28 protein-coding genes are annotated in these 25757 nt (G+C 40.7%); 16 read left to right on the forward strand and 12 right to left on the reverse strand.

Annotation, left to right across the window (positions count from 1 at the left end):
- Positions 1–92: 92 nt before the first annotated feature.
- Entirely contained in the window at positions 93–278 is a 186-nt protein-coding gene (locus A361_RS06895) for a YhzD family protein (protein WP_009331443.1), read from the reverse strand.
- Between the two features lie 180 nt (positions 279–458).
- Between A361_RS06895 and A361_RS06900 the strand changes: the two genes are divergently transcribed.
- Positions 459–1358, forward strand: a complete 900-nt coding sequence (locus A361_RS06900; protein ID WP_019381417.1) for an ABC transporter ATP-binding protein — start codon at positions 459–461, stop codon at positions 1356–1358.
- Positions 1351–2601, forward strand: coding sequence for an ABC transporter permease (locus A361_RS06905; protein WP_019381418.1), 1251 nt, complete (start codon positions 1351–1353; stop codon positions 2599–2601). The genes A361_RS06900 and A361_RS06905 overlap by 8 nt, the downstream gene beginning before the upstream one ends.
- 297 nt (positions 2602–2898) lie before the next feature.
- Here the strand turns inward: A361_RS06905 and A361_RS06910 are convergent, their stop codons facing one another.
- Positions 2899–3531, reverse strand: a complete 633-nt coding sequence (locus tag A361_RS06910) for a LysE family transporter (protein ID WP_019381419.1) — start codon at positions 3529–3531, stop codon at positions 2899–2901.
- Between the two features lie 212 nt (positions 3532–3743).
- On the opposite strand from A361_RS06910, the gene A361_RS06915 reads away from it, so the two are divergent.
- From A361_RS06915 to A361_RS06940, 6 genes are all read left to right on the forward strand, one after another.
- Positions 3744–4964 carry a metallophosphoesterase family protein gene (locus A361_RS06915; RefSeq protein WP_009331439.1) on the forward strand — a complete coding sequence of 407 codons (1221 nt, stop codon included), beginning with the start codon at positions 3744–3746 and terminating at the stop codon, positions 4962–4964.
- Between the two features lie 23 nt (positions 4965–4987).
- On the forward strand, positions 4988–7981 hold the full coding sequence (locus A361_RS06920) for an ATP-binding protein (RefSeq protein WP_019381420.1): 2994 nt from the start codon (positions 4988–4990) through the stop codon (positions 7979–7981).
- A gap of 172 nt (positions 7982–8153) precedes the next feature.
- Entirely contained in the window at positions 8154–8492 is a 339-nt protein-coding gene (locus A361_RS06925; RefSeq protein ID WP_226280758.1) for a CidA/LrgA family protein, read from the forward strand.
- Positions 8489–9178, forward strand: coding sequence for an LrgB family protein (locus tag A361_RS06930; RefSeq protein WP_009331436.1), 690 nt, complete (start codon positions 8489–8491; stop codon positions 9176–9178). The genes A361_RS06925 and A361_RS06930 overlap by 4 nt, the downstream gene beginning before the upstream one ends.
- Positions 9179–9385: 207 nt before the next feature.
- Positions 9386–10330 (forward strand): 3'-5' exoribonuclease YhaM, encoded by a 945-nt coding sequence (gene yhaM, locus A361_RS06935; RefSeq protein WP_019381421.1) that lies wholly within the window; start codon positions 9386–9388, stop codon positions 10328–10330.
- 264 nt (positions 10331–10594) lie between these two features.
- Positions 10595–10780, forward strand: coding sequence for a sporulation YhaL family protein (locus A361_RS06940; RefSeq protein WP_009331434.1), 186 nt, complete (start codon positions 10595–10597; stop codon positions 10778–10780).
- 59 nt (positions 10781–10839) lie between these two features.
- Here the strand turns inward: A361_RS06940 and A361_RS06945 are convergent, their stop codons facing one another.
- Positions 10840–11736 carry a peptidylprolyl isomerase gene (locus A361_RS06945; protein WP_009331433.1) on the reverse strand — a complete coding sequence of 299 codons (897 nt, stop codon included), beginning with the start codon at positions 11734–11736 and terminating at the stop codon, positions 10840–10842.
- A 360-nt stretch (positions 11737–12096) separates the two neighbouring features.
- Here A361_RS06945 and A361_RS06950 point away from each other — a divergent pair, with 360 nt between their 5' ends.
- Complete coding sequence (locus A361_RS06950) at positions 12097–12180, forward strand: YjcZ family sporulation protein (RefSeq protein WP_019381424.1); 84 nt, start codon at positions 12097–12099, stop codon at positions 12178–12180.
- Positions 12181–12245: 65 nt separating this feature from the next.
- Complete coding sequence (locus tag A361_RS29290; protein ID WP_019381425.1) at positions 12246–12338, forward strand: YjcZ family sporulation protein; 93 nt, start codon at positions 12246–12248, stop codon at positions 12336–12338.
- Between the two features lie 87 nt (positions 12339–12425).
- On the opposite strand, the gene A361_RS30805 is transcribed toward A361_RS29290, so the two are convergent.
- The 4 genes from A361_RS30805 to A361_RS06970 form a co-directional block, all read right to left on the reverse strand.
- Positions 12426–12605, reverse strand: coding sequence for a hypothetical protein (locus A361_RS30805; protein WP_009331432.1), 180 nt, complete (start codon positions 12603–12605; stop codon positions 12426–12428).
- Between the two features lie 156 nt (positions 12606–12761).
- Positions 12762–13310 carry a DUF3267 domain-containing protein gene (locus A361_RS06960; protein ID WP_009331431.1) on the reverse strand — a complete coding sequence of 183 codons (549 nt, stop codon included), beginning with the start codon at positions 13308–13310 and terminating at the stop codon, positions 12762–12764.
- Between the two features lie 230 nt (positions 13311–13540).
- A complete protein-coding gene (locus A361_RS06965) occupies positions 13541–14116 on the reverse strand; it encodes an HTH-type transcriptional regulator Hpr (RefSeq protein WP_009331430.1) in 576 nt (191 codons plus the stop codon).
- 288 nt (positions 14117–14404) lie between these two features.
- Positions 14405–14761, reverse strand: coding sequence for a YtxH domain-containing protein (locus A361_RS06970; RefSeq protein ID WP_009331429.1), 357 nt, complete (start codon positions 14759–14761; stop codon positions 14405–14407).
- Between the two features lie 189 nt (positions 14762–14950).
- On the opposite strand from A361_RS06970, the gene A361_RS06975 reads away from it, so the two are divergent.
- The gene (locus tag A361_RS06975; protein WP_009331428.1) at positions 14951–15142 is read left to right on the forward strand and encodes a hypothetical protein; all 192 of its coding nucleotides are present in this window, start codon (positions 14951–14953) and stop codon (positions 15140–15142) included.
- Positions 15143–15184: 42 nt separating this feature from the next.
- On the opposite strand, the gene A361_RS06980 is transcribed toward A361_RS06975, so the two are convergent.
- The 3 genes from A361_RS06980 to A361_RS06990 all read right to left on the reverse strand — a co-directional run bounded on the left by A361_RS06980 (position 15185) and on the right by A361_RS06990 (position 17517).
- Positions 15185–15712 carry a tryptophan transporter gene (locus A361_RS06980; protein WP_009331427.1) on the reverse strand — a complete coding sequence of 176 codons (528 nt, stop codon included), beginning with the start codon at positions 15710–15712 and terminating at the stop codon, positions 15185–15187.
- 128 nt (positions 15713–15840) lie between these two features.
- A complete protein-coding gene (gene serC / locus A361_RS06985; protein WP_009331426.1) occupies positions 15841–16923 on the reverse strand; it encodes a 3-phosphoserine/phosphohydroxythreonine transaminase in 1083 nt (360 codons plus the stop codon).
- Between the two features lie 174 nt (positions 16924–17097).
- Positions 17098–17517, reverse strand: coding sequence for an HIT family protein (locus tag A361_RS06990; protein ID WP_009331425.1), 420 nt, complete (start codon positions 17515–17517; stop codon positions 17098–17100).
- Between the two features lie 647 nt (positions 17518–18164).
- Between A361_RS06990 and A361_RS06995 the strand changes: the two genes are divergently transcribed.
- The 3 genes from A361_RS06995 (at position 18165) to A361_RS07005 (ending at position 20907) form a co-directional block, all read left to right on the forward strand.
- On the forward strand, positions 18165–18905 hold the full coding sequence (locus tag A361_RS06995) for an ABC transporter ATP-binding protein (protein WP_009331424.1): 741 nt from the start codon (positions 18165–18167) through the stop codon (positions 18903–18905).
- Complete coding sequence (locus A361_RS07000) at positions 18898–20118, forward strand: ABC transporter permease (protein WP_019381426.1); 1221 nt, start codon at positions 18898–18900, stop codon at positions 20116–20118. The genes A361_RS06995 and A361_RS07000 overlap by 8 nt, the downstream gene beginning before the upstream one ends.
- Positions 20119–20181: 63 nt before the next feature.
- The gene (locus A361_RS07005) at positions 20182–20907 is read left to right on the forward strand and encodes an EcsC family protein (protein ID WP_009331422.1); all 726 of its coding nucleotides are present in this window, start codon (positions 20182–20184) and stop codon (positions 20905–20907) included.
- Positions 20908–21212: 305 nt separating this feature from the next.
- On the opposite strand, the gene A361_RS07010 is transcribed toward A361_RS07005, so the two are convergent.
- Positions 21213–22421 carry a M20 family metallopeptidase gene (locus A361_RS07010; protein WP_019381427.1) on the reverse strand — a complete coding sequence of 403 codons (1209 nt, stop codon included), beginning with the start codon at positions 22419–22421 and terminating at the stop codon, positions 21213–21215.
- A gap of 149 nt (positions 22422–22570) precedes the next feature.
- On the opposite strand from A361_RS07010, the gene A361_RS07015 reads away from it, so the two are divergent.
- Complete coding sequence (locus tag A361_RS07015) at positions 22571–23233, forward strand: phosphatase PAP2 family protein (protein ID WP_019381428.1); 663 nt, start codon at positions 22571–22573, stop codon at positions 23231–23233.
- Between the two features lie 38 nt (positions 23234–23271).
- Here the strand turns inward: A361_RS07015 and A361_RS07020 are convergent, their stop codons facing one another.
- Positions 23272–24678, reverse strand: a complete 1407-nt coding sequence (locus tag A361_RS07020; protein WP_019381429.1) for a hypothetical protein — start codon at positions 24676–24678, stop codon at positions 23272–23274.
- A gap of 249 nt (positions 24679–24927) precedes the next feature.
- Here A361_RS07020 and liaF point away from each other — a divergent pair, with 249 nt between their 5' ends.
- A complete protein-coding gene (liaF, locus tag A361_RS07025; RefSeq protein ID WP_009331418.1) occupies positions 24928–25752 on the forward strand; it encodes a cell wall-active antibiotics response protein LiaF in 825 nt (274 codons plus the stop codon).
- Positions 25753–25757 lie beyond the last annotated feature (5 nt).

The raw sequence follows: 25757 nt of genomic DNA on the forward strand, positions 1-25757 counted from the left end.
ATCAATCTCTCACGGCTAATAGCTTTAGCTTTTAGGAGAAGCGCCTACCCCTCGAGGTGCAGGGGCGGACAAGGCGCTTCCGTTTTTTCTTGTTATCTATGAAACAAAATCAGCTTGCCGGCCGGTGAGGTGCAGCGGTGCGTTTTTTCATCCAAACCTTTTTCCTTAAGGAGGTTTTCTCCCACACTTTTAGCTTCGTCATCTGTAGCTGCCTGAAATGCTTCATCCAATATCTTTTCTCCATCCTGTTCAAATGCAGTTAGCTTGTATGTTTTCATAATAAGATACTCCTTTATTATAAAATTCAGATAGTTACTATTATTCTTGCATAATTTTTATAAATGTGCAAAATATTTTTTAAAAGAAATGCCGTAAATTAAAATGCTAAATTTTTAAAAATAGTGAACCTTTTTTTATGTTATGGCCGTATTACCTATTAGGCAAAGGAGGAGTTCGATATGGCTTTAGAGCTTGAACATGTAACAAAGCGTTTTGGCAAGTTTACTGCAGTTGATGATTTATCTCTAACTATTCCCGAAAGTGAGATGTTTGGGTTTCTGGGGGCGAATGGCGCCGGTAAAACGACTACCTTCCGAATGATATTGGGGCTATTGGATCCCAGCGGGGGAAAGATTACGTGGAATGGAAATCCAATTGATTATTCAACTAGTCCGCTGATAGGCTACCTTCCCGAAGAAAGAGGCCTATATCCAAAGCTAAAGGTCAAGGATCAGGTAGTCTATTTAGCTAAGCTGAGGGGGATGGCAAAGCAAGACTGTTTAAGGGAATTAACATATTGGCTTGAGCGCTTTAAGGTTCCCGAATATGCCAATAAAAAAATTGAAGAGCTATCAAAAGGCAACCAGCAAAAAATCCAGTTTATTACTGCAGTTATACATAAGCCTAAGCTATTAATATTGGATGAACCATTCAGCGGGCTGGATCCGGTTAATGTAGAACAGCTGAAGGATGCTGTGCTGGATTTGAAGGATAGCGGCACAACGATTGTTTTTTCCTCCCATAGGATGGAACATGTAGAAGAACTTTGTGAGCATTTATGCATCATGCAAAAAGGACGGCCTGTTGTGCACGGGTCTCTAAAAGAAATTAAACGTTCATTTGGAAGGAAGAATCTTGTTATCCACGGAGACTATGATTTAAGCTTTTTGGCGGATAGCAGGGGAGTGGTGAAAGCCAGGCAGACAGCTGAGGGAATTCAGCTCCAGATTTCCGGAGAAGAAGCAGCTGAAGACATTTTCAGGGAGGTTGCAGAGAAGGGTTTTGTCCGTAAATTTGTACTGGAAGAGCCGTCCCTGAATGATATTTTTATAGAAAAGGCTGGTGCTTCCTATGAATAATTTTATGACGATCCTTCTTCATACTTATTTAAGCAAGCTGAAGACCAAGTCTTTTATTGCAACGACACTCATTACTGTGGTGATTGTTGCAGGGCTTGCCAATTTATCAGGTATTATTGATTATTTTAATAAGGATGATGAAGAAAGAGTTGCAGTGATCGATGAGACTGGTGTGCTGTTAACTCCTCTTCAGGAACAAATGGATGCCCTAAATAACAAGATAACTTTAATTGAATACAAAGGGTCTGAGGCAGAAGGGGAAACTGCTGTTAAAGATGGAGATTATAAAGGGCTTTTGCTGTTATCCTTTAGCACAGATGAGCTCCCTGAAGCGGCCTATAAAGCCAGAAGTATAGCCGATTCAGCCATCCCATCCGAATTGCAGGGCGGGCTGCAGCAGCTGAAAACACAAATGGCTGCCACTCAAATTAATCTTAGTCCAGAGCAATTAAGCAAGCTATATGAGCCGGTACCTTTTGATAAGACCGCTCTTGAAGAAAACGCCAAAACAGAAGAAGAATTGAATCAGGCAAGAGGGCTTGTTTATGTTCTATTATTTATCATTTATTTTGCTGTAATCTTGTATGCCAATATGATTGCCATGGAAGTAGCAACAGAAAAGTCTTCCCGTGTCATGGAAATCTTAATATCCAGTGTTTCTCCAATCAAGCAGATGTTCGCGAAAATATTGGGGATTGGGCTGCTTAGCCTGACACAGATGGCACTTATTCTATTAGTAGGCTATTTTTCAGTCAAACAAAATCTTGATACGATGGAAGGCGGTTTTTTTGAATTCTTTGGCTTTGGAAACATTCCGGCTTCGACCATCGCTTATGCAATCATCTTTTTCATTCTTGGATATTTCCTTTATGCCACACTGGCTGCTTTTCTTGGTTCGCTGGTAAGCAGGATTGAAGATATCCAGCAGATGATTACTCCAATGACCATGATGGTTGTAGCAGGCTTTATGATTGCAATGTTTGGCTTAGGCCAGCCGGAAGCACCTTTTGTAACAATCACCTCTTATATTCCATTCTTCACTCCAATGCTCATGTTCATGAGAGTGGGGATGCTGTCACTGCCTGTATGGGAGCCAATTCTCGGGATCGTGATCCTGCTGGCTGCCATAATAGTACTGGCTGTCTTCGGAGCGAGAGTCTACAGGGGCGGAGTATTGATGTATGGGAAGTCAAATTCCTTTAAAGATATCAAAAAAGCATTACAGCTTACTAAAAACGAATAAACAGGCTGTTTATCAAAGTTTATGTCTTGAAGACGGTTAATTTAGTTTAACCACTGAGTTGGTTGGAGCGGACGGCGCTTGATCCTCGAAAATGCATACGCATTTTCTTTGTGAGCCGCTGATTCTGGGAAGATTATTCAATGTCATGAGGAAGCTCACCTCACGCCCCAGGGAAAGCAAGTGCCTGCATTGGAAATCAACGGACAGAATTTATAAGAAAAATTACTATCTCTAAGAATAGGCCCTATTGAAAAAAGCTCCGTATTTTAGAAAAGAGCTTTTTTCAATAGGGTTTTCTTATGCAAACAATGCCTTTAATCCTTCGAATGCAAAATAAAGCCCAAATCCAATCAGCGATATTCCTGAAAGAATCGAGATGACGATAATTCCTTTTGAAGTAAGGAATCGGCGAAACCCTGTGGTCAGTGCAGCTACAAACAAATCCCAGAGCATGAGACCCAGAAAAATCATTGTACTGTATAAAAAGAGCTCTGTTTTTCCATAGGATGCTGCTGTTTTTGCAAGAACTGATCCGTAGATACCCAGCCAGAACAAAATGGAAAGAGGGCTGGATATGGACATAATAAATCCGGAAAAAAAGCATTTAAACAATGAATCCCGGCTTCGCACATAGCTCAGGGAAATTTTATTGGCATTTGCAATGCTCTCGATCCCTGTATATAAGAGTATAAATCCTCCAAAAAGCCACAGGAAGATCTGAACGATAGGGGTGTCCAAAAAATGGACAAGCCCAAGGTATACAACAAGCATATAAAAGGCATCAGCAAACATGGAGCCAACTCCAACAATCCAGGCATGCCAAAATCCATTTTTTATCCCCTTTTCAAGCCTGACAGCATTTACCGGCCCGATTGGAGCTGCCAAAGATAGTCCGAGAAACACATAACTTAAATATATTCCAATTCCCAATATACCACTCCGCCCTTTATATTTTCCTTGAGGCTGCAAACCTGTCCTCGAGGAAAGAGTTCTTGTACATTTTTATGCACAAGCTTCCCGGTCTAAAACAAACTTCAGGAAAATTTTCAGACGGCACATATAGCAATTTAATTTCGAATAGGAACGTGCATTCGCTTTTTGAATGAGGTAAAATGAGAGAAAAGGAATGAAAGGAAGTTAACATGAAAAGGGTTACGTTTATTCATGCAGCTGATTTGCACCTGGATAGTCCAATGTCTGGACTGAAGCATTTGCCCCCATCCATTTTTAAAAAGCTCCAGGAAAGTACTTTTGAAGCATTTACGAAAATAGTTGATTCAGCCATTTTCCATAATGTAGACTTTATCATTTTAGCCGGAGATTTGTTTGATGGTGAAGACAGAAGTATAAGGGCACAAACACGTTTTCGGAAAGAGATGGAGCGGCTGGCTGAATGCGGGATTGCTGTATATGCGGTCCATGGAAATCATGATCATATGGATGGGAGATGGGCACATTTGCCATTGCCGGAGAATGTCCATATCTTTTCCCATGAAGTCGAAGTGGCAAAGCATATTGCTGAAAATGGTACATCCGTTCACCTCTATGGTTTCAGCTACCCTAAAAGACATGTGGCGGAACGGATGATCGATCAATATAGCAGGGAAAATGGAGCTGATCTGCATATTGGAATCCTTCACGGTTCTTTTGAAGGCAGCAGTGATCACGCTCAATATGCCCCATTCCGAATAAATGATTTGCTTGAAAAGGACTTTGATTATTGGGCTCTCGGACATATACATAAACGAGAAATCTTAATCACCCAGCCACCCGTCATTTACCCTGGTAATATACAGGGAAGGAACCGGAAAGAAACTGGTCCCAAAGGATGCTATTTAGTTGAGCTGGATAGTTCTGGTGCAAAGACGGAGTTTCTGGAGGCAGCTCCTGTTATATGGGAGAATGCAGAAATAGATGCTTCAAAATCGGAAAGCTATCAGGAGATTTATGAGCTTTGCATAAGTTTGATTGAAGAAAAGCGCCAAAACAGAAAGGGAACAATTATAAATCTGACACTCAACGAAGTAGGCTTGTCGGATCACGAATTAAGAAGCATAACGAATGGTGAGCTGCTCGAATCTTTGCAGGAGGAAGAGGCAGAAGAGGAGTCTTTTGTATGGATTTCCGGCCTAGCCGTGAATGAAAAAAGGATGTGGAATAAAGAAAAGCTGGCACATGAATCGGATTTTTTCAGTGAGCTTTTTAAAACTGCGGGTCATTTTGCAGAGGGCAGTGAAAGTGCCCTGATCTTGTATGCACATCCCCTGGCAAGAAGATTTTTGGGTGAGCTCACTAAGGATGACAAGCAAAGAATCGCAGAGGAAGCCGAAGCACTGCTTGTGGATCTTCTACACAAAGCTTAAGGACATTGAATGGAGGTGGAACTTTGAAAATTACAGATATACATATTTACGGATATGGAAAGCTTACTGACTTTATGCTAACCGGTATTCAATCATTGCAGGTGATCTACGGGGAAAATGAGGCAGGTAAATCTACCATCATGTCTTTTATACATAGTATTCTTTTTGGCTTTCCAGCAAAGGTCCAATCGGAATTAAGGTATGAGCCCAAGGAAGGAGCAAAATATGGCGGCAGGCTTACCGCAATTTTTCCTGATAAAGGGAAGGCAGTCATAGAGCGTGTTAAAGGAAAAGCATCCGGAGATGTGAGTGTCTTGCTTGAAGATGGAACAAAGGGAGGGGAAGAGCTTTTAAACGATCTCCTTCATCACATTGATAAAGGGCTGTATCAATCTATTTTCTCCTTTAATATTCATGGGCTGCAAAATGTAAATCAAATGAAGGGTGAAGAATTGGGGAGGTATTTGTTTTCAGCAGGTTCACTGGGAACGGATCATCTGGTTTCTGCGGAAAATATACTTCAAAAGGAATTGGAAAGCCGCTTTAAACCAAACGGAAAAAAGCCTTCTCTGAATGTAAAGCTAAAAGAGATGAAGCAGCTGCATCAGGATCTGAAAAAAGCGGAGCAAAATAATGAGCAGTATTGGACGTTGCTTCGTGAAAAAGAAAATCTTGAAAACGATTTAAACAGATTGCATCAGAGGCTGGACCATGCTCAGCAGGAGCTTTTCCGTTTAAAAGAATGGCAGGACTTATATCCATTAATAGCAGAGGAGCAAGAGCTGATTAAAGAACGGGAAAAATTTGCACACATTTCCTTCCCGGCAAATGGGCTTTCTCTTTTGGAGAAACTTGAAAGTGTGATTCAGCCCCTGGAAGGGCGCAGAGCTAGTCTGGAATCGAGAATAATCCTCCTGGAACAAGAGCTGGAAAATAATCAGCCAGATCATTTTCTCCTTAAGCATGAGCATTCCATCAATGCAGCGGTAGAGGGGCTGCCGTTTTTGGAAAAGTTAAACCAAGAAGAAAAAGAATTATCAATTAAGCTGGAAAATATTACAGAAGAAATTTTAAACCTTCAGGAAAGACTTCATCTTCAAATTGACGAACAGCAGCTTGAACAAGTTGATACGAGTGTTTTTATGATGGAAAAGGTTAAAAATGCGCAAAATCGCCGTAACCGTCTTCAAGCAATGAAACAGGAATTGGATGATCGATTTAACGATGAAAAGTCAGTGCTGGAGAACACGGAACGAAAAATTGGCGAATTGAAAGAACAGCTTCTTAATGAAGAGGAACTTTCAGCCATTAAGGAAACATTAAGCTTCACTGCAGATAGGCATAATATCGAAAAAGAACTGCAGGATACACAGGAAAGACTTCAGTTCCTTCAAAGAGCAGAAAAAAAGGAACAGGAAACAAGACGGCAAAAAACATATCAGGAGAAAAGGCAGCTGTTTTTTTTGGGAGTCCTTTTTGCTGCTTTGTTCGGCTGGGGAATCTTTAGCGAATCATGGGTGATTGCAGGTGCAGGATTTGCAGGTGCAGCCTTTTGTTTTGCCATTGCAAATAAAAAAGAGCCTAAGGGGCAAGACAGCTTTATTAAAAATGAGATAAAAGCTCTGAATGAAAAAGAACGCTCACTGCTTGATAAATTAAAGCAGCCTGACATTCAGCATGCAGCCAGCCTGGAGGCACAGCTGAAGAAAGACAGCGACCGGCAAAATCAGCTTATCCAATTGCTGTTTCAGCTCGAACAGGCAAATGAAAAATACGAAAAGGTCATTGCCTCATTTGAAAAATGGGAGAATGAATGTGCCGAACTTGAAAATGAACTGCTGCAGCTGGGTAAACAGCTATTTCTGCCTCATGATATCTCCAAAACCTTTTTGAGTGAAGCTTTTAATATGATTGAACAGTTAAAAGTCCTCTATAGGGAAAAGAAATACACTGCTGAAAGAAAGGCATCAGCAGAAAAGGGAATCAATGAGAAGCTCCATACTTTTCATAAACTAAAAGGCTTATTGGATAGCGAGCCTGGGAGTGTACAGGAAATTGGCTATCAATTGAAAAAAAGACTGAAAGAAGAAACGGAAAAACATATTAAGCAGGGTGAAAGGGAAGCGGCGCTTCATGAGTTAAAGCTAGAACACAGCACAGTGCTGGCAGAACTTAGCCACTTTCAAAAAGACTACGAACATCAGCTTTCCCTTGCCGGAACCGATGCAGCCGAAGAGTACAGGGAAAAGGCTGCTGAAGCACAGAAATTAGCAGAACTAGAAGAAAAGATTAAACAGGTCCGCAAGCAAATTAATCTTAACTCTTTTTCACAGGAAGAAATTAATAAATATTCCAATGTAACAAAACCAGAAGCAGAGATCCAAGCTGTCAGTGAAGAAGCTGCTCTGCTCCAGGAAAGCATTCCTGGTTTGCAGAGAAAACTTGCAGAGGTCAAATATGAAATTCAAATCCTTGAAGAGGGCGGAACCTATGCGGAACTCCTTCATAAGTTCGCCTTGCTGAAATCTGAGTTTGAAGAAGAGGCAAGGGATTGGGCAAAATATGCTGCTGCCAAGGATATATTAGATAGAACGATAAACAGTTTTAAAAATGAGCGTTTGCCAAAAATGCTGGCAAAGGCAGAGCAATTTCTTTCTTTTTTAACCAATGGAGGCTATGTACGGATTTTTCCTAAAGAAGAAGGAAGCGGGTTCCTTATAGAAAGCAAGACAGGAGCAGTTTTTGAAGCAAAAGAACTGAGTCAGGCGACTGCTGAACAGATATACGTATCCTTCAGGCTAGCACTTGCCATGACGATTTATGGCAAGTATCCCTTCCCTATTATTATAGATGATAGCTTCGTGAATTTTGATCATGTCCGCACTGAAAGAATGATTAACCTGTTAAAGAACCTTACAGGCAGGCAAATTTTATTTTTCACCTGTCATAAGCATCTTCTGCCGCATTTTCAGGAAGAACAAATACAATCCGTTGCAAAGGAAAAGCTGTCTGTCTAATTAACAGGCAGTTTTTTTATATGTATGGTAAGTAAATCTTACAAAAACTCATAAACATTAAAAAAGTGTGTAAAGAAACCTTACAAATATCATGTTTTTTCTTTTGTTATTCAGTAAGATGATAAAAAGCGGTTAGGAAGGAGAATAAAATTTGCCCTGGCTGATTCAAGTATTGTTACTCGCTATTTTTCTGATTGCAGGGAATTTTGCGGCTGCGTTCTTTCATATTCCGCTTCCTGGAAGTGTCATAGGGATGCTTATGTTATTAATCCTATTGGTAACCAATTCAATTAAATTAGAATGGATAGAGAAAGCAGCATCTTTTCAAATTAAACACATGTCCCTGCTGTTTATCCCCTTTGTCATTGGATTATTCTTATCTCCCAATTTTATTCCTCTATTAAATTTTCATTTCCTTTTGGTCCTGATTCTAAGCAGCTTTTGCTGTTTATTGGGCACAGCGTATTCTGTTCAAATGTATGAGAATACAAGAAGGAGGCGCCAAAAATGAGTTCTGTTTTATTCAATAGTATAGGGTGCATCTTGATGACTCTTGCCAGTTATATCGCAAGCCTGCAAGTTTTCAGGAAGTTTAAGAAGAGCTGGTTAAATCCTTTATACACCGGAACTGCGCTCTTGATTACCATTCTTCTATTGTGCAACATCCCACTAACAGTCTATCAAAAAGGAAGCAGTCTGTTTGAGCTGCTCCTTCAGCTTTCGGTTGTCTCTTTTGCTGTTCCTTTATATAAGGAGTGGCCCTTAATGAAAAGACATCTTAAGAAAATATTCTCAGGAGTCTTTGCCGGAACCTCCTTAGGCATATTTTCGGTTTACATCATGTCACAGGTTTTTCAATTTAATCAGGAGATTATTGCATCTCTTATTCCGCGTTCAGTAACACTTCCGGTAGCCTTAACGGTCTCTGATGGCTTGGGAGGGTCTACAGCCTTTACCGTTTTCTTTGTGCTATTTTCTGGTCTTTTTTCCGTTATGCTGGGCCCAAACCTATTGAAGTGGCTTGGAATAAATAGTAAAGCCGCTAAAGGATTGGCAATGGGCACTTCAGCACAGATGCTGGGAGCCAGCCGTTCACTTATGTGGGGAGAGGAAGAAGGTGCCATGGGGTGCATAGCCATGACAACTTCTGCAATTATCCTTTCGTTATTCATTCCAATATTGCTGCTTTTGCTGTAACCTTCAAATACCATTAAAAACCCATTCATGAAAACGTGAATGGGTTTTTATAGCGAGCAAAAGTCATGATTAATTTAGGAGAGTGCAGGGTCTGTGTGGTATACTAGTTTAATAGAATTGCATGTTTAATGAGGCTGCCAAAGACTGTCTGGTCCAATTCATAGTGCCCTTTTTAAACAACCTCGTGAAGGGAGCGTCGGTGCGCGTATGTCAAAAGGAATTGTTTATTACGAAGTAGGAGAACAAATCGAACTTTTTCTGCTAATCAAAAGTGCAGCTAAAGGAATTGCAAGTAATGGAAAACCGTTTTTGACCCTAATTTTCCAGGACCAAAGCGGCGAAATTGAAGCAAAGCTTTGGGATGTGTCTGATGATGATGCGAAAAACTACAGCCCTGAAACCATTGTAAAAGTGGCAGGGGATATTTTAAATTACCGTGGACGCAATCAGCTAAGAATCCGCCAAATTCGGCCGGCGTCCCCAACAGACCCGGTCAAGCTGGCAGACTTTCTCGAAACAGCGCCATTAAGTACAGATGAGATGATGAGTAAAATCACTCAATATATATTTGAAATGAAAAACCCGAATATCCAAAGGGTTACTCGCCATTTATTGAAGAAGCATCAAAAAGACTTTCTTGAATATCCGGCCGCTACGAAAAATCATCATGAGTTCGTATCCGGTCTTGCCTATCATGTAGTTTCCATGCTGGATTTGGCAAAGGCAATTTCCGGTTTGTATCCAAGCCTGGATAAGGACTTATTGTACGCTGGAGTCATTTTGCACGATTTAGGAAAGATTACAGAACTGTCTGGACCGATTTCAACATCTTACACAATAGAAGGAAACTTGCTTGGACATATTACCATTATGATCAATGAAATTGGAAAAGCTGCTGAGGAGCTGGGAATCAGTGGTGAAGAGATTATGATCCTTCAGCATATGGTTTTATCCCATCACGGCAAAGCGGAATGGGGCAGTCCAAAACCACCGCTTATCAAGGAAGCAGAAATTCTTCATTACATTGATAACATTGATGCAAAAATGAACATGCTTGATAGAGCCCTTGAGAGGGTGAAACCAGGAGAGTTCTCCGAGCGGGTATTTGCTCTGGATAACCGTTCATTCTATAAGCCCAGTTTTCATAAATAATAACCGCCATCCTTCCTAATGGAAAGGGTGGCTTTTTTATAGATATCCATATAAAATTCTAAAGTTAGATAACTGTCTAGCTCCAGCACCTACCCCCTCGAGGTGTCATGCAGACGTTGCCAAAGGACGTGGCGATCTTAGTCTGCGTTCCTTCTTGGGCAAGGCGCTTGCGCTTTTCTTTTTTCCTGTTTATCATATTTTTCCTGGTTTAACATACATTTATAGTAAATGGACAACCATTATGAAAAGAAAGAGGGGAAACAGATGATTCCAATTTGGGTATATTTTGTTGCAGCCGGAATCGTTGTAAGTGCATATATGGCGGTGACGACGGGCAGGGAAGAGAAAAAGGTGGAGCAGGACAGCATTGAACGTGAGGGTGAAATTTATATGAAGCGTCTTGAAAGGGAAAAAGAAGAGCGGAAATCCACTCAGCAATCTGCAGGCTGATTTGGAATCCATCTAAAAAACATAAAAAACGGGACTCCAGCCTGGAGCCCCGTTATTCATTATTTTTCTTCAGTCCCTGCTTCACCTTCAGCCCCAGCTTCCGGTTCTTCAAGAACTCCTTTTAGTTCCTTATCTTTAATATCAACATCAGCAGCTTTTAATTCACGATCCATTGCCTGCTGAATTTTGTCACCGTCAAGCTTGGACACTTTCACTTGATATTCCATTTCCTTCTTCATTTCATCAAATGATTTTTTCTCTTTTTTCTCTGTTACTTGAATGATGTGGAAACCATGCTCAGATTTAACAGGAGCGCTGATTTCGTTCACATCAAGGGCATAAGCTGCCTCCTCGAATTCAGGAACCATTTTACCTGGGCCGAACCAGCCTAAATCTCCGCCATTTGCAGCAGATCCTGGGTCTTTTGAATATTCTGTGGCCAGGTCTTCAAACTTTCCGCCTTCGTCCAGCTTTTTCTTTACTTCGTCAGCAGTTTTTTCATCCTCTACAAGGATATGGCGTGCTTTAATTTCCGGTTTGTAGTTATCGTAGTATTCTTTAACTTCTTTTTCTGTTGCTTCAATATCTTTAATAGCAGCTTTTTCCTGAAGCAAGCCTGTTTTGAAAGTTTCTCTTAGGTCTTCTTCATCCTTATAGCCATATTGCATAAGCGCCATCTCGAAGTTAGCGCCAAGCTGCTGTTTTAATTCGTCGATTTTCTCGTTAAGTTCCTCGTCTGTTACTTCGTATTTATCAGAAAGAACTTTTTCATAAATGAGCTCCTGGAGCGCCTGTTCGCCGTACTTTTCCTTCATTGCTTCATAAAGCTCGTCCTTCGTAATGTTTCCGCTCTTTGTTTCAACGACAACATCTCCCGATTCCCCGCCGGTGCTGCTGCATGCACTTAATCCAATTACTCCGGCTGCAATGGAGAGGGATAGCATCCATTTTTTCATGTTGAACACTCCTAAATTAATTTTCAATTCGGCTCTGGTGAGCTGGAACTGGAATTTTTATACTTCTCAATAACAGCAATTTCCTTCACAGAGCCTGCATTTATCACAATCCCTACTATACCATAAATGTAAAAAATAACAAAAGAAGAAAGTAATGTTTGGTCGATAAACACAGCGTTTTTTATAAAAAACTGGGTATTCGCCCATCCCCTTCAGGACAATTGTACATATGATACATGGAACCCTCTGATGGGAGGTTCAAACACCTAAAAAAAATTAGGGTAGCCGGGATATAAGCCTATCCGACCACAGAGGCAAATGAATAGGATATGGTAGCGACCTGAAGGGGAGGTGTTATCCATGGGTGCTGGATACGGCGGAGGTTTCGCGCTAATCGTTGTATTGTTTATTTTATTAATCATTGTAGGATGCGCGTGGCTGTAATCTAAGATGGGCATAGGGTCTAGTCAAAGAGGGCCCTGTGCCGGAATTTGAGAGGAGGCAACCATATGTCTGGAGGACATGGATGTGGCGGAGGTTTTGCGTTAGTTGTCGTGCTGTTCATTTTGTTAATCATCATTGGAGCTGCTTGTTTTTGCTAAGCTTTTGATGTTTACAATTAATGTATATAAAAAAGCGGCGGAAAATTTCCGCCGCTTTTGCTCATGTTTAAGAGCTCTCAGGATATCCTAAGCATACAAGATTTCTACAAAAGAAGAGATTAGCAATATGGTAATAAGAATGTTAATGGTTCTGAATACTTTGGGCTGCCGTTCCTCAGGAATCTCTTTTTGGAGACAAAGCGAATTTGTCATCTTGTTGATATAAAATAAAATAAAAACGGCAAAAATAATAAAGATGGAGATCATCCAAGATTCCCTCCTTGGGCAGTCATATTATTGCTTTTACATGTTTTGTCTGTTATTTACAATAACAAAGTTCACAAAAAAAAGATAGTATTAAAGATTGCCTGTCCGGTAAGTAAAAGGTATCCTTTGTCAGGATACCCGGGATTTATGTTTATGCTACTGGTTCGAATGAAGCAATATCTCAAACCCATCTTCATTTTCTTCAACATAAGATTGATTTGGAGCAGTCAGCACATTTTTGGCGCACACAATGTCAGAAAAAGATAAGCCTGCATGGAAAGCAAACAGAATTATTAAATAATGAACATAATGCGGAAAAATAAAGCAAGCAGCCAGGAGCATGCTGTTTATGATAAACATAGGGGCCAAAGTGGCAGTCAGGAATAGCCGTTTTGAAATAGGCTCCGTTATTCGAATATATAGAATTGGCATAAAGCCATATTTAATTTTCAGCTGTTTTTTAACGATACTTCCAAGGTGTGCAATAGGCAGATAGTGAAGCAGCTTATGCACAGGATACAACAGCCATAAGCCGGCTGCAAAGAAAATAAAATAATTATCGTAAAAGGAGCCCGGTACAAATACATACGTTGCAGGAACATATGTAAATATGAAAGTAGCCAGCATGGTTAAGGAAGACAGTATAAAAAGCCTTTGCGATCCATATTGCTTCGTGAAGTTAATCGTCTTCCAGCAATTCATCATAAAAATACCTCCAGAAGGAGTAAAATAGTAATCTTTCAAACTTACTTAAGATACTTTACGATGAATAAATAAAAAAATCAATAGGGAAAGCTAACACATTTTGTCGAAAAACATTTTTTATATAATGAAACTAATGTGAAACTATGAGCAACTGAATTCATAAATACAAAGCGAATAGTATGTATTCGCTTTGTAAGGGCTTACATATGGATAGAAGGAACTTTATCTATTTAAACAAGTTCCTTTTCAGCTGATGTTTTTTTCTTTAATTTACCCTCATCTTCATCAAATTGATTTTCAAGGTTAGCAAAAGACTTTTCAAAAATCTCCATGAAATCGTCACCGTATATATTGCGGACGATCGCCATAATCTCAATGATATCTGGAAATTTCCCATACAAATCCCTTAATGGCATCGCACCTGAGAACACGGCATTTTTCTCAGGTGAATAGGTTTCCATAAGACTTAGTAACACCTTTTCGCCGTCATCAGTCAATTTAATATAGGTATTTCTTTTATCGCTTTCTTTTTTAGAAAACTGAAGAAAGCCTCGTTCTTCAAGCTTTTTGGAGAAATTGAATGCAGTAGAAACATGCATTACGCCAAACTTGGCAACATCGGAAATCGATGCTCCGTTTAAATGATAGGCAATCCATAAAATATGGTGTTCATTAATATTTAAATCGTAGGGTTTTATCCATTGCTGCCAATCTTTTTCTATAGACTTCCACAGGGCTTTACTCAGCTGTGCCACTCGCTGGCTGAAGATCATTGCTTCCTTCATAGAAATTGGTTTATCCGACATTCAAAAATTCACCTACTTTGTAAGATTAATTATTTCTGGTCAAACAGCCAGAAGTTCATTTTCTTTTTATAGTATCATTATGCCAATAAAACAAAAATTAATAAAGATATAAATTTACAAAATTTTTAGAAATATAATTGGATATTTCTATAAAAGGCTTAAGGACAAGGGATGAGAGCTTGTTCAAAGCTTTATAAAAATTTGAAGCATTTTCATAATATATTGGTTTTCGGTCAAAAATAAAAAAATCCTTCTTTTTTACTTAAGAAAAAAGAAGGATTTTTTTATTCACTTATTATTTAAATTTGTTTCAAGTTCATGGATGGCCGCTTCAATTTCCTGCAATTCTCTTTGCAGTCTGTGCTGATGTGGAAGGATTTCGTTTTTCCAATTGCTGATGGAATATTTGATGTCGTTTGAGAATTCCTTAAATGCGGTTTTTCCTTCCTTCGAAGCAAATGATGCTGAATCCTTTATGGCGAGCAATTCGGATTTTAATTCGATCAGCTGCTCCTTCAGGGTGTTTGTAGTATTTTTTAACTGCTGTCTTGTATCCCTTCCTGAAGCAGGTGCAGTCAATAGGGTTGATATGCCGGCTGCAGCGCCGCCAGCTAATAGTCCAAGCAATAACGATTTGGCTTTCATAACCATCACCTCAAAATCTTGTATATATGTCTATTTTACTACATTACTCATTTTTCTAAAGCGGAAAATGAAAAGTTCCCGTTTCTTATCTATATCACAAAAATTAGAAGGGTAAACCACATCCTCATAGCTCCCGGTATACAGGCATACAATTCAGTAGAGGGGTATAAAGCGAAAGGGGGAGAGAGGTTGTCCGGAGCGGCGGCTGGAATTTTTGCATTGAGTGTGGTTCTGTTTTTAGGAGGTATTCATTTTTTTCTTTCTATAAAGAAACCCGGAGTCTATCCTCCGAAGTATGTTCTAAAAAAAAGGGCAGCTGCTTTAGCGGCAGGCGGTGCACTGTTGTTCCTGCTGGGAATGATTGTAGGAAGTTTCCAATAATATAAATAGAAAAAGCCCGCTTTATTTTGCGGGCTTTGTCTATTACTGGCTGATCGTCTGCTGAGTCAGCTTTGTTCTGTTAGCAATTGATTGTGCTACTGGATATAGGATAACCATTGCAGCCGTGTTAACTGCAGCTGCGGGCAGTACAACTGCTGCAAATAGTGCCGTGAATGGCCCTGGCAGTCCGACAATCAGGTATGCGGAAGTTAAAAACACAATTCCGGATACAATTGTTCCTGCTGCTGTTAAGACAGCTGCACTGATAATATTCTTGCGGAATTTCTTTAAACTCAGGAACAAAACAAAAAAGGTGAATGCAGTAACAGGCTTATCAATAATATTCGGGATTAATCCTCCAGGAAAAGTTGTGGTAAGTCCGGATATCAGGCCTGTAACCAAACCTAAAAGCAAAACGCTTTTGCTGTCTGGAAAAAGGATTATGCCCAAAAACATCATGGTAAGCATCATGTCCGGTTTCATCCCAAGAAAGAACCCTGGAACCACTGCATGAAGCACTGCGCCCATCCCGACCAATAGGGATAAGGCCACTAAATTTTTTGTATTCATTTCTCATCTCTCCTCTGCTATTCTCTGACTAAGCTCTGTTCGTCTCTCCTGCAGTGCACTCTTTGCCTGCAGCGAAAAACTTTAACTAATTATAACACATAACCCCGGGATGAAAAGGTGTTATATTTTTAACTATTATTCTTAAAGGCTTTCATAAATGCGGCCAGTTTTTCAACATGCTGTTCTGGCACAGCATTATAAATGGAAGCGCGGCAGCCGCCTATAGAACGGTGTCCTCCGAGCCCAACAAACCCTGCTTCTTTTGCCTGGTGCAGAAATTCCCTGGAGAGGTCCTCATTTTGAAGATTAAAAGTGACATTCATAAGGGATCTGCTGTCTTTATGAGCATGCCCTATGTAAAAGCCTTCGCTTTCATCTATTACATCATAAAGCATTTTCGCCTTCTTTTCATTGGCCTTTTCAATCTGCTGAAGGCCGCCTTTCTTATCCGCCCATTCAAGCACCAGGGAAAGCAAATAAATAGCCAGAGTGGGAGGTGTGTTATATAAAGAGTTATTATTGGCAAACGTATTATAATTCAGCATTGCAGGGAGATTTTCTGATGATCTTTGTAATAGTTCTTTGCGGATAATGACAACTGTTACACCGGAAGGGCCGAGATTTTTCTGGGCGCCTGCATAGATCAAATCGAATTGCTCCACTCCCAATGGACGGCTTAAAATATCGCTGGACATATCAGCTACAAGTGGTGTTTTTTTATTTGAAGGAAATGTTTTCCATTGTGTGCCGTAAATTGTATTGTTGCTGGTAATATGAAGATAGGCAGCATTATCAGGAATGTCATTTTGATTGTATGCTGGGATGAAGCGGTATTTTTGATCCTTGCTGGAGGCAGAAATAACGGTTTTGCCAATTTTATCTGCTTCTTTTAAAGCTTTCTCCGACCAGGAGCCGCTGAGGATATAATGGGCTTCTTGATCTTTTCCCAGCAGGTTCATCGGAACCATAGAAAACTGGAGACTTGCACCTCCCTGGATAAATAGCACTTCATAATCATCCGGAATGGCCAGCAGTTTTCTCAAAAGTGTTATTGCCTGATCATGTACTGCCTGATACTCTTTGCTTCTATGGCTTAGTTCCATTATGCCCATTCCGGTATTGCTGAAGTTCAGTAAATTCTTTTCCGCTTCTTTTAATACCTCTTCCGGCAGGGCTGCGGGACCTGCATTAAAATTTAGAGCTCGGTACATTTTTCTCCCTCCAAAAATATAAAATCAATTCACTATAACGCTGTAAAGAAATAAAGATATTTAATATGTTAACAAAATTTACTGATTTGTACAGAGAAAAAAATGAACATTTTGAAAATTAGGGGATGAAGGAGGTAAAAAAATTCCCCCTGCAAAAACAGGAGGATGCGAGAGTTACAGGTGTTTTGCTATGGCTTCAGAGATCTCCTTAAGATCTGAGGCTGAATATTCCGATTGGTGTGATTTCCACACAACTCCTAAGCCATCTCCTTCTCCATAACGGGGAATAAGGTGGGAGTGAAAGTGGAAAACGGTCTGCCCGGCATGTTCACCATTGTTATTAATTAAATTCAAACCAATTGGATCAAATTCAGCCTTGATGGCTCTTGCAATTTCCGGAACAGATTCGAAATAGCTGCGGGCTGTTTCCGCATCCATTTCATATAAATTTTCTTTATGTACTTTCGGGATAACAAGTGTATGCCCTTTAGTAACCTGGCTTATGTCCAGAAATGCCATCACATGCTCGTTTTCGAAAACTTTGGCCGAAGGAATCTCGCCATTGATTATTTTACAGAAAATACAATCGTTCATTATGTCAGCTCCTAACCAAATATACTTTTACACAATTCTACCATATCCGCCAAAAAACAAAAAAGTGAAACATATTATTGCGGAGAAGGGATGATTGCATTGTCTATTAATAAAATAAAAGGCAGGATCCGCTTGGAATCCTGCCTTCGGTGAAGGGGAAGCTTCTATTGGAACGTTTCTACTTCAGGTAAATTCTCTTTAACAAACACCTCATTTATGAATGAATTGTGTTCATATCTAGAGAAAATCGATCTTTGTTCAATCGGACCATCCCCTTATTATCTTTATATGCATTCACGGGCGTATAAAGCATGGATGATAGTCTTTAACAAACACCTCATTTATAAAATGACTTAGTGACCACTTTTGATTAAGCGATCAAGTGTTTAAGATCATCAGGTTTCATGTGCAATGCAACCATCCCCTTATTAGGAACGTTTGAAGCTTATACTGAAAGGAAACTGTCTGCGACAGACACCTCATTTCAAGTTTTGATCATCTGAATGTTGTTCAAATGATTTGTTTCCCCTTCATAGATTAGAATGTCCGGATTCGGGATTTATATGCAGGGATTATCCCCAAACTGGACAATATCCTTTGGCTTTTTTTACAATGGTCTTACATATATAGTAGGAAGGACGTTGAAAATGGCGCTGCTCGAAATTAAAAACGTTACCGGCGGCTATACAAGAAACCCGGTTTTGAAGGATGTCTCCTTTGATGTGGCAGAAAAAGAAATTGTCGGCCTGATTGGTCTTAACGGAGCCGGAAAAAGTACGACCATCAAACATGTAATTGGTTTAATGGAACCAAAGGAAGGCGAAATAACGATCAATGGCACGCAGTTCCTTAAGGATAAGGAAGGGTATCGCAAGCAATTCACCTTTGTTCCGGAAACGCCGATTTTGTATGATGAATTAACACTGGAAGAACATTTGCGTTTAACAGCCATGGCATACGGCCTGCCTGAAGCAGACTATAAATCAAGAGTGGCGACACTCCTAAAGGAATTCAGAATGGAAAAAAGACTTAAGTGGTTTCCTGCCCATTTTTCTAAAGGGATGAAACAAAAGGTAATGATTATGTGCGCCTTTCTGGTGCAGCCTTCATTATACATTGTTGATGAACCGTTTGTAGGTCTTGACCCGCTGGGCATTCAATCACTTCTTGATTTGATGAAAAAAATGAAAGAAAGCGGTTCAGGCATCCTTATGTCCACCCATATACTGGCAACTGCTGAAAGATATTGTGATCGTTTTGTGATTTTGCATGAAGGAAAAGTGAGGGCGAAGGGAACTTTAGCAGAGCTGCAGCAGCAATTTGCTATGCCGGGAGCAACCCTTGATGATTTATATATCCAGCTCACAAAGGAAGAAGATTATGTTTGATGAAAAACAGTTATGGAAGGAGAGATTCGGGAGGACAGTCAAAGAGCTTTCCCGCTATCTCCGTTATATTTTTAATGGCCATATTGTCATTGTCATGGTGTTCCTTCTGGGTACTGCCGCTTTTTATTATCAGGAGTGGATAAAGACACTTCCCAGTCATTTTCCTGCTGCAGCGGTAATGGCAATTATTTTAGCCCTTCTGGTTACATACAGCCCGATTTATACATTTTTTTCTGAGGCAGACAAAATTTTTCTTCTGCCGCTTGAAGATAGGCTCTCAAGTTATTTTAGACGCTCGCTGGCAGTCAGTTTTTTGGTGCATGCATACATCCTGGTAATGGGGCTGGGGATTTTTATGCCCTTGTATGCCAGAGTGAATGATGGCAGTTTTAATACGTTTTTACCTTTTCTGCTTATCCTGCTGTCGTTAAAAATTATCAATTTGCTGATCCGCTGGAAGATACAATATTACATTGAAACTAGCGTGCATATCCTGGATGCATGTGTCCGCTATGCAGTAAACGCTGTGTTTCTATATTTCCTTTTTAGCGGTGCTTCCCCCATTTTTATGCTGGCTGCAGGCGTGCTGCTGATTCTGCTGTACTTGTTCTTCAGCATGAAATCCAGGGATAAAGGACTAAAATGGGAGATTTTGATTGACCAGGAAGAGAGGAGAATGACGTCTTTCTATAGGCTTGCCAATATGTTTACAGATGTTCCAAAACTGAAAGATCGCGTAAAAAGGCGGAAATGGCTTGATTGGCTGATATCAGGCATTCCTTTCAAACAGGATGCGACTTTTAAAAACCTTTTTGTTAGAACGTTTCTCCGTTCTGGTGATTACTTCGGTATATTCATTCGTTTAACATTTATTGGTGCTGGAGCGATTTATTTAATCTCGTATGGAATGGGACAAATACTGCTTGTACCGCTCTTCATGTACTTAACAGGCTTTCAGCTCCTGCCTTTATGGAATCATCACCAGGATAAGCTGTGGGTGAATTTATACCCGGTTAAAGGGGACATAAAGGAGAAGTCCTTTAAACAGCTGCTTACTGGCATCCTATATGTTCAGGCACTCCTCTTATCGCTGGCTGTCCTGGCCAATGGCGGATGGATGGGATCACTGCTGTCTTTGGCATTAGGGATTTTATTTGCATATGTATATACCCATTTCTATATTCAGAAACGGCTGGCGGGCAGCCGGGCATAAAATGAAACCATTGCTGACTGGCATACGTATATATAGTCATCCTGAATGAAGGCAGGTATGAAAATGAGGGAGTATGAATTAAAAGCGTATCACGAAATTGAAGAGTGGAAGAGACGAATAAATAAGCGTTCCAGTATGCTGAACCGCCTTTCGAAAAAAGCTCAAACAAAGGTAAATAGTATAATACCCGAAAAAGCTCATCAAATTATTACAGACAGCATAAAGAATATGGTAAAGGCAACCCTGATTGGATCAAATGCAACCACCAGAAAAAAACATTCCGCCAGCCGTGGCCTTGAAGTAATGGATCACATGCTTGAAGAGAAGGTTTCGACCTACCGCAAAACAGCTGCGGTCGAAGGGGCCGGGACTGGAGCAGGAGGAATTCTCCTTGGCCTGGCAGATTTTCCTTTACTGCTGAGCATAAAGATGAAATTTCTTTTTGAAGCTGCCGCCGTATATGGGTTTGATACAAATGATTATGAGGAGCGCCTGTTTCTCCTGCACGTCTTTCAGCTCGCATTTTCCAGCGATGACAAAAGGAAAGAAACACTGAAGCTGATTGAAGAATGGGATGACCGTAAGGAAGCTCTGGCAGACATGGACTGGAAGGTATTTCAGCAGGAATACCGTGATTATATCGACTTCGTTAAGATGCTCCAGCTGGTGCCCGGTATAGGTGCTGCTGTTGGAGCATATGCGAACTATAATTTGCTTGACCATTTAGGAGAAACCGCTAAAAATGCTTATCGTCTGAGGATATTAAAGACTGCCCCGAGACCTGATTAGGCTTGGGGTTTTTTTTGGCAATTTTAGATGGGGGCGAGTGAGTTTATTGCGCAATTTGGCCAGGGATTGTACCGAAGAGATTCGGGTATGCGTCAAAAGAGGAGAGGAAAGCGCCAAAAAAACAGTTAATTGCGCTGAAACGAAGGAATTGCGCCAAGCCGGTTGAGGAATGCGCTGAAAATATTCCGGTATGCGCCAAATGGGAAATTGATTGAGACAATAGCTCCAAACATAAAATCCGCTGATAAAAAGGTCCACACCACAAAAGAAATGGGCCAGTCGCCTGGCCCAATCTATATTACCTCTTACGATCCTACCTCGACAGAATCCTTGCTTTCATGAAAGCTATGATAGTTTAAAGCTGCTGATCCCAATGTTTTGGCTGCGATCAGCATGGCTTTTTCATCGATATCAAACTTTGGATGATGGTGCGGGTAATTTTCATCTGTGTTTTCCGGTCTTGCACCTGTAAAGAAGAAGGTGCCTTTAACCTGCTGGAGATAGTAGGCGAAATCTTCCCCGCCCATATCCGGCTCTGTTTCTTCTACCCACTTGACTTCATCAATCTTCCCTGCAAGTTCAGCCAGGAATTCGGTTTCTGTTTTATGATTAATAACAGCAGGATAGCCTCTATGGAATTGATAATCATAGGAGCTGTCTGCTGTGTAGCATGTTCCTTTAACAATGCGCTCGATTTCCTCTTCGATATTGGTGCGGACGTCCTCGTTAAATGTACGGACGGTCCCGATCAATTTTGCTCTATCGGCAATTACATTAAATGCGTTATCAGCTACGAATGATCCAACTGTTACTACTGCAGAATCAATGGGATTTACTTTTCTGCTGACGATTTGCTGAAGATTCACGACCAGCTGAGCCGCAGTTACAATAGCATCCTTTGTTTTGTGAGGCTGTGCTCCATGTCCGCCTTTTCCTTGGATGGAAACTTCAAACCTGTCTGCTGCCGCCATAAATGGACCGACTCGATATTGAATTTTCCCTGTTGGTTCGGATGCCCATAGGTGAGTTCCAAAAATGGCGTCGACTCCCTCAAGGCAGCCATCTTCGATCATCGATTTCGCGCCGCCTGGGGCATATTCCTCAGCGTGCTGGTGAATCATGACATATGTACCTTCTAGTTCATCGCGAAGTTCATTGAGTGCCTTTGCCAGCACAAGCAAGGTTGCTGTGTGTCCATCATGTCCGCAAGCATGCATAACACCTGGTACCAATGATTTATATGGGACATCCTTTTCATCTTGGATAGGCAGTGCATCAAAGTCGGCTCTTAAAGCGATGGTTTTTCCTGGTTTGCTGCCATAGATCTTAGCAACAACCCCATTACCTCCTATATGCCCCTGGACTTCAATCCCCAGATTTTCATAATAGGTTTTGATATAGTGAGCCGTCTTTTCTTCCTTAAAGGATACTTCAGGGTTCTGGTGAAGATAGCGGCGGATGGAGACCATTTCATCGTAATAGCTTTCCAGTTTTTTAAATAACGTTTCGGACATGATTTCCTCTCCTATCTTTATAATTTTTTCATTATTATAACATTCTTTAATAGGTTAAAGGGGGAAATCTTTTTTAAAACTTAACATAATACAAATGAATCAGAGATGATACTATAAATTAAAATGCTAAATGGGAGGGATTAGTAAGATTGAAAACGCATAAATCTAAATGGGCATACTTTTTCCTGGCTGTATCTGCGGCAGTTTTTCTCTATTTTTTGGCTTCTGTTAATATCGGAGCATCACTGGAATTTGATCGTTATTTTTCGAAATTTTTTACAGGTTTGTTTTCAGAAAATACCCATCCATTTTTTGAAGCTATGGACACTTTGGGAGATAAAGCCGGTGTTGGAATTATCACATTGGCATTCTTATTGTTACTTTTGTTTAAATATAGGAATTATGAAGCGATGGCATCAGTTGTTTTTGCTGTTGCAGCGGGAAATGAAGTAAATAAGTGGCTTAAAGAGGCTATTGGCAGGCCGCGCCCTGATCAGGAACATCTGGTTGATGTGGCGAGTCTCAGCTTTCCGAGCGGACATGCAATGATTGGGATGATCCTCTATGCGGTTATGGCCTATTTTATCATTGACGAATTAAAGTCCAAGTCTGCAAAATGGATCACGGCGATATTAGCTGGCATATGGATTTTTCTAATGGGAATCAGCCGGATTGTGATGGGTGTACATTATCCGTCAGATATTGCAGCGGGATTTGCAGCAGGATATATTTGGGTATTTATTACGATTTCACTTTACGCAGCACTAAAGTCAATGTTCAGAAGAAATTCACACCAGAGAGACTCGGCATAAAGTAAAGAGACTATCGCAGATAGTCTCTTTACTGCTTTTTAAATGAGAAACATGGCTGCAATAGTTGTCACAATTAAACCAATTGTCACCGGAAGCAAATTCCTGCGTGCCAGTTCAAAAGCGTCTACATTACAGATGGCTGCTGCAGGGATGAGGGCCCAAGGAACAAGCGTACCTCCGCCTACCCAGATTCCGGCTACCTGGCCTAAAGCTGTTAGGGTTGCCGCGCCTGTGCCTATGGCTGCCGCGAACAGGCTTGCAATCGAGCCGGCAAGTGATATGCCGGAAAAACCAGATCCGTCCAGGCCGGTAATGGCGCCAACCACTGTTAATGTAATGGCCCCTACTTCTTTGCTTAAAGGTACAGCGGATGCCAGGCCAACTCCAAGATCATTAACGATTCCATGAGAGTCTTTTGGCAGAAAGTCTCCTATCATTTGAGTAAATCCAGCGTCCCCCAGATAAAAGAAAGCTGCAATTGGAATTACAGGGCCAAAAACCCTAAAACCAAACTGGAAGCCTTCAACTAAATAGCCAGTTGTTTTTTCAAGGCCTTTATTCCGATGTGCAGATAGCGAAATCATCAGAAGGATGAAAATCGATGTCCCGCCTACTAAAGCTGTTGCGTCACCGCCCTGGAGGTCGAGTGCAAACATGGCAGCAACATCAGCAGCAAATAAGACAGGAATGAATAGGGCAAAAAAACGCTTTTGATTAAGTGATAGCAAATGTTGTTGACTGGCGTCAGACTGAAGTTCGGCAGGGGTATCCACGGTGAGTCCTGTTGCTGCATTCAGCTTTCCGCTTTTCATGTCTCTCTTTATAAGATAAAAAGCTGTAATAGTTGTCACTGATCCCATAATAATAACAAGCGGAATACTGGCTGATATGACTTCCCCGACAGGAAGCCCGGCTGCATCGGCAGTTAACTTCGGTGCAGCCTGGATTATAAAATCCCCGGATAATGCAATACCGTGTCCGAATAGGTTCATGGCCATTGCCACGCCCAAAGCAGGCAATCCAACCCGGATGGCTACTGGGAGAAGTACTGCTCCCATTAATGCAACTGCAGGAGATGGCCAAAAAAACCATGAGATGACCATCATCAAAATCCCAATAGTCCAATAGGCGAGCGCTGGTGTCCTGATTAATTTGGTAAAAGGAGAGATCATGACATCATTGATTCCAGTTATGGTCAGTGTCCGGCTCATGGCGACAATTATTGAAATGACCAGTATGGTGGAAAGGAGTTCTGTAATGGCAAAAATAAAACTGGTAAAAATACTGCTGACTGAACTGCTTAAGGAGCCGGTAGCCGTTATGGCAATTAAAAAGATGCCTGCAATACAGACAAGGGTTGTATCTCTCCTCATAATCATGAAACCAATAATTAACAGAATAAAAAGAACATAAATCCAATGGATGGCTGTAAGTTCAACTCCCATCTATTTTCCCCCTTTCATAATTCCATAGAGAAGCGCCGATTTAGGCGAATCACCCGATTTGGAATGTATTACAGAATATGATGGGAAGAAATAAATGGTGATATGAATTGCATCCGTCCGGAGGCGGAGGCTGAACCACTCTGCGGAATGTTTCGGTAAAACAGCTGAGTGATAAAATGAATATATTGAAGGAAAAGGTTTCTATTTTAGCGAATACAAGAATAGGAGAAAAGAAGGAAGGGAACGCCTATGAGATACAGGTCAGTTAATCAGATCATCTTCGCGGTAACTTTATCAGCAGTTGGAGTTTTGCTTCTCCTTATGAACATAGGTGTCATTTCCTTGGAAATAAAAGAGGTATTTGTCGTAATTTACCCCTTTATTTTATTGGCTGCAGGACTCCATTACCTGCTGTCATACATGTTGAAGAAAAGCCGGAGCGGAATGTTTCCCGGGTTATTTCTAATAGTATTTTCTTTTCTATTAATCCTTGATCGTTTTGAAGTAACTGAATTTAGGTTTATGGAAATATGGAAACTTTGGCCCCTGTTCCTTATTTTTTTCGGCATTAATATTTTATTGAAACGAGATCGTTTGAAGATTCATTTTGAACAGGATTTCCCAGCGGATATATATGAAAAAAACAAGGGTGCAGCGGAGAAGAAGGTTATTAATATATCAAAATACGAAAGCCCGCAGCCGCTTAAAAATATAAGAGGTTTTTCGATTGGCGATGTGGATTTTAAACAGCCAAATTGGTCTCTGGAGCCAATGGATTTATATACAATGATCGGTGATTATTTTATTGATTTCAGCAAGGCCTTCATCCCGGAGAAAGAGACACCTGTCATTGTAAGAGGGTGGATTGGGGATGTGAAAATGATCATTCCTGAAAACATTCCCGTGATGATCCAGTCAAATATTAATATAGGTGACATTCGCATTTTTGATCAAAAGACAGGTGACATTAACCGCAGTCTTCAATATAAGTCGCCCGGTTACGATGAAGCATCAAGAAAGCTGAGAATCGCTGTACAAGTAAAAATTGGATCCATCCGGATCGATAAAGTATAGGGGTA

Origin of the sequence: Cytobacillus oceanisediminis 2691 (assembly GCF_000294775.2) — a bacterium.
Classification (GTDB): Bacteria; Bacillota; Bacilli; order Bacillales; family Cytobacillaceae; genus Cytobacillus; species Cytobacillus pseudoceanisediminis.